Raw genomic sequence first — 709 nt, 5'->3', positions numbered from 1 at the left:
TTGAGCGGGACCTCTTCTGTTGCTGAAGGCGATACGATTACCATTTATAACGGTAACAGTGTAGTGGGTACGACTACCGCAGGCCCAGGTGGTAGTTGGAGCTTTACACCCAACCCAGCATTGGCAGACGGTACTTACAACTTCAAAGTGACGGGGACCAACGATGCAGATCAGGAGAGTGCGCCGAGTGCGACTCAAACCATCACCATTGATGCGACGATTTCTGATGCGGTAATTACCATCACCTCAATCAGTGATGACTTGGGTATCAGCAATACCGACTTCAACACCAGCGATAGCACGTTGTTGATTAACGGTACCCTGAACAAGGCCCTGCTGGCAGACGAGTGGGTCGAAGTGAGTGTTGATGGCGGCAAAACCTGGACTAAAGCGAGCAGCACGACCGCCAGCAGTTGGACGGTAGATCTGCAAAGCAAGCCGTTGACGTCAGCTGACTATACCATCCAGGCGCGTGTGGTTGATCAGGCGGGTAATATTGGTGACACCGATGCACATGCGCTGACAGTGAGCACCGTGGCACCGAACCTGAATGGTTTGACCACCACAGCGGGTATTACCACCGATACCTCGAACGGTTTGACCACCGGCGATCTGTTCAGCCACAGTGCGACAGCGGTAAACAGCGATATGAACACCCGCGACCGTACGGTGACCATCAAGGGGGCGTTGAGCGCTGCGCTGCAGAACG

The 709-nt window shown here is 54.2% G+C and carries 1 protein-coding gene; it reads left to right on the top strand.

Features of this window, described 5'->3' with window-relative positions; all coding sequences use genetic code 11:
• On the top strand, positions 1-709 hold a 709-nt coding region (locus tag AC2A06_RS18730), incomplete at both ends, for an Ig-like domain-containing protein (protein WP_484381283.1).

The sequence above is a fragment of the Serratia sp. HNCC26DJ244 genome (assembly GCF_057180565.1).
This window is presented reverse-complemented; position numbering and strand designations above follow the sequence as displayed.